We start from the raw sequence: 3,815 nt of genomic DNA, 5'->3' as shown, positions 1-3,815 counted from the left end.
AACAAGTGAGGGGATTACTGAAAAGAGTTTTGAACAGATATAAATTTGTGAATTTATTTGAGTTTGTGAATAAATGTACTTAAACTAACGGGTGCTTTAGCTGAAGATCGGAGCTGTCTTTAAGGCAGCTTTTCTTTATGGAACTATAGGGGCAGGTTACTTTAACAAAAAGTAATGTAAATTATAATTAAAAAAGCCATTTTAGAGGAGTGACTGATGTGCTTTGTTTTTGTGAACAAAAAGAAAACCAAGAATTAAAAGTTGAAGGTGATGTTGGAGCAGATCCTATATGGTGCAATCAATGCGGTTGTAACTTTGATTTAGAAGACATCCCGATTTCAAATAAGTTAAAAAGCGAATTAATGGAATGGGCAAATAAGTATGGGGAATGGATTGATTGGGATCAAGATCAATTAATTCCAAATGGAATTGAAATCGAAGAAGAACATAATAAACAAGGTGCTAAATTAACAGAAAAAGTAAATAAAGAACTTAGAGGAAAATATAGAATAAGATTTTCATCTTCAACAATGGCAAGAATGTATGCAAATAAATATCATTAACCCTTATTCCACTAACAGGTGCGTTAGCGCCATAAAAAGGCCGCCAAATTGGCGGCCTTTTGAACGTGCGATTCTTTCAATTATCATACATTCAGAAAATGAAGTGAAAAACCCTTAATGAACTATCGGGGCAGGATAGTTCAACAAGGATAATGGATATTTGTGGTAAAATATCAAAAGGAATGATTGTTTAATGGGGTGTTCAAATGAGTGAAGATAAAATTAGGGAGGGGTATTTAGATGTCAAACCATGAAAACGAAGAAGTGCTAACAGGAGGGAATGTCTCTAACGTTTATCGTTCGGGAGATACCGTACGACGAGAATTAAAGCCAGATAGTCCCCAAATTCATAAGCTATTAAAGCATTTGGAGAACAAAGGTTTCAGTTATGCACCAAAGTTTTTAGGTATTGATGAAAAAGGAAGAGAGGTATTATCATTTATCGAAGGAGAAGCTGGTAATTATCCTTTAAAAGAATACATGTGGTCTGATGATGTCTTAATAGAAATAGGAAAAATGCTCCGTTTTTATCATGATTCTGTGAGTGATTTTTCTCTTGATGATAGCTGGGAATCGATAGATAACACCCCCCAACAATTTGAGGTACTATGCCATAATGATTTTGCAATATACAACATTATTTTTAATTATGAAAGACCAATAGGCATTATTGATTTTGATGTTGCGGGACCTGGTCCAAGACTTTGGGACATAGCTTATACTCTTTATACTTGCGTCCCCTTAAGTAGATTTTATCTTTCTGAAACAGGTGAGAAAGTTTATTATAATTCATTACAGCATGCTAACCATATAAAACAAAGAGTTAGATTATTTTTTGAATCTTACGGTGAGGGATTAGAAGAAGATTATTTGGAAATGGTATTGCTACGATTAGAAGGGGTATGTAAAACAATTACAAGAAAAGCCAGTGAAGGTGACATTGCTTTTCAAAAGATGGTAGATGAAGGGCATCTTGAACATTATCAAAACGATATTAAATTCATTCGTGAACATGGAAAAGAGTGGATTTAAGGTATGGTTCTTGTTGAACTAACGGGTGCGTTAGTTCTATAAGGGGTCCCGCCAACATTTTAACGAAAATATACGCTAAGCCTCCAACGATTACCGGCTTGGCGTTTTTTATTACTCTAAGGGGTCCTGCCACATGCCCATCAAGCTAAGGGCAAATCATTACCCCAAAAGCGAAAAAAACGCTATCCTTTCTGTAATATCATCTTACATATGAATTTTTTTAATTAAATTTAAGAAACTTTCATTTTATTTATAAATGGTTTAATCCTATAATTAGGAATAAGAATATAAGTTTATTTTCAAAAATTACAGTCGTAAGTTGGAGGAGATTTCATGACGGATTTCGCTATACGCCTTGCCATCCCCGAGAACCGCAAAGAGATTTTCAATGTTCACCGTCATTCAGTCCGCAACCTCTGCTCAGAGCAATACACGGAAGAGCAGATCAACATGTGGCTGGATGGGAGGGACCCAGACATGTACCTCCCTGCGATAGAACGCGGGGAGCTTTGGGTCGCCGTGTCGGACAGGACAATCCTTGGTTTCGTCGAAGTGGAGGGTAACGAGGTAACCAAACTCTTTGTCTTCGGAGCGGCAGCGGGTTCAGGAGTCGGTAAAGCCTTGATGGTGAAGGTCATCGGGCACATTCGAAAGAATGGGAAGATACGGATCTACTTAGAAGCCACAACCACGGCGCGGGATTTCTATCGCAAATTGGGCTTTGTTGAGACGGGAACAGGCACTTTCTCGCAAGGCGGAGCGGCGGTTTCGTTGGAAATCGTCAAGATGGAACTGGTCTGAATCTGGTGCCGGGCCGACGGTGCAACGAGAATTGCACTCACCAATGACAGTATAAGTAGAAAACCACCAATAGGGTCGCTCTTTAGTAGAATAGCCTCTCGGCATTCGCCGAGGCAGGTGGGGCAAGGATTTCCCTGCACCACCAAAATTGTAATCCTCCCACTTTCGTAGGGGGATTTTTTATTCTACCGCCACCCGAACTGGAAAAAGATTGACTTAGGGCTAGTGATAGCAATAATAGGGGTCCCGCCAGCATTTTGGCAAAATTGTACTTTAAGGATATAAATGTTGATATAAAAGGGGTGTTCCATTAACGTTCGTTTATGGTACTGATGTATTTAAACTCAATCCAGGCTAAATATTAGTACCAAAAGGTGTTCCAAAATCAAAGTATCAGTTACACCCTTTATGAAACTATCTTAACGTACGTAAATCACCTATTTTCCACTTTGAAAATTGCGTACAAAATTTCCGAAATGTTGGCGGTACCCCTAATAGGGGGTAGCATCAGGATTTTGAATTTATCTTTACTTAAGCGAGGATTTAATATGACAAAGAAACCTTATGGGGAACACTGGAAGGGTATAAAAGGGTACAGGGGAATGGAAGGAAACGATATATATAATCACTATTTTGGTGGACAAGATTGTGATTTACCTGTTTGCACATTATGTGGGGAGAAAATGCATCAAATATTTTGTTTTGATTTAAAAGATGAAAGGCTTTCAGAAATAAAAGCTAAAGAACTAACTATTTTACCATTAGTTTCTTGCTTGAACTGTGCGATGGTGTGGGAGCCACAATATTTTCAGTTAAGTAATAGAGGCAAATCCATTCAAGTAATAAGTCAAGAAAATACGGAAGATTGGATTCAAGATGAGGAAGATAGGCTTCCTGTACCACTTCCAAGGATAAATGTAAAACTTGTTGAAATGAAGGTCGAAGACATTCCAACTAATGAAGATAATTATGATACGGCTTTTGATTTATTTGGTTCGGAATATTTATGTAGATTTTTGGGTGCTCCTTTGTATGATGAAGTACCTGAAGATTTAGAGTGTCCGATTTGTAACCAAGAAATGAAGTACATTGCCACAATAACACAAGACCTTGGAGAACGGGAGCTTATTTCTGTTGTTGATTTTCAATTAGGTGAGATGAATATCTTCTATCATTTATGCAAGGTTTGTTTAGTTATAAAAACTCAAATACAAGGAACATAATAAAAAATCTTGGTCAATTAACGGACATTAGTGTAAAGGCTGTTTCGACAGCCTTTTTCTTATTCTGAAAAAAGTTTGTGAAATATTGTACTTAAACTATCGGGTGCGTTAGCATTCCTGTAGAGCATTAATTATCGGCTTTGAAAAAAACAGAGCCCCTCAGTATGATGAGAGTACACACAAACCAAAACTCATC

General features: G+C 37.4%; 4 protein-coding genes. All 4 read left to right on the top strand.

Annotation, left to right across the window (positions count from 1 at the left end; all coding sequences use genetic code 11):
* Positions 1-209 precede the first annotated feature (209 nt).
* The 4 genes from ACQKMR_RS28165 to ACQKMR_RS28150 all read left to right on the top strand — a co-directional run bounded on the left by ACQKMR_RS28165 (position 210) and on the right by ACQKMR_RS28150 (position 3,619).
* On the top strand, positions 210-563 hold the full coding sequence (locus ACQKMR_RS28165) for a hypothetical protein (protein WP_427700215.1): 354 nt from the start codon (positions 210-212) through the stop codon (positions 561-563).
* A 240-nt stretch (positions 564-803) separates the two neighbouring features.
* Entirely contained in the window at positions 804-1,595 is a 792-nt protein-coding gene (locus ACQKMR_RS28160) for a phosphotransferase (protein ID WP_427700214.1), read from the top strand.
* A gap of 333 nt (positions 1,596-1,928) precedes the next feature.
* Positions 1,929-2,396, top strand: a complete 468-nt coding sequence (locus tag ACQKMR_RS28155; RefSeq protein ID WP_427700213.1) for a GNAT family N-acetyltransferase — start codon at positions 1,929-1,931, stop codon at positions 2,394-2,396.
* Between the two features lie 548 nt (positions 2,397-2,944).
* Positions 2,945-3,619: a hypothetical protein gene (locus ACQKMR_RS28150; RefSeq protein ID WP_427700216.1), complete on the top strand. Its 675-nt coding sequence runs from the start codon at positions 2,945-2,947 to the stop codon at positions 3,617-3,619.
* Positions 3,620-3,815 lie beyond the last annotated feature (196 nt).

The organism is Peribacillus sp. NPDC096540, assembly GCF_050278525.1.
Lineage (GTDB): Bacteria > Bacillota > Bacilli > Bacillales > DSM-1321 > Peribacillus.
Note: the sequence above shows the minus strand (reverse complement) of the source record. Positions and strands in the feature narration are given on the sequence as shown.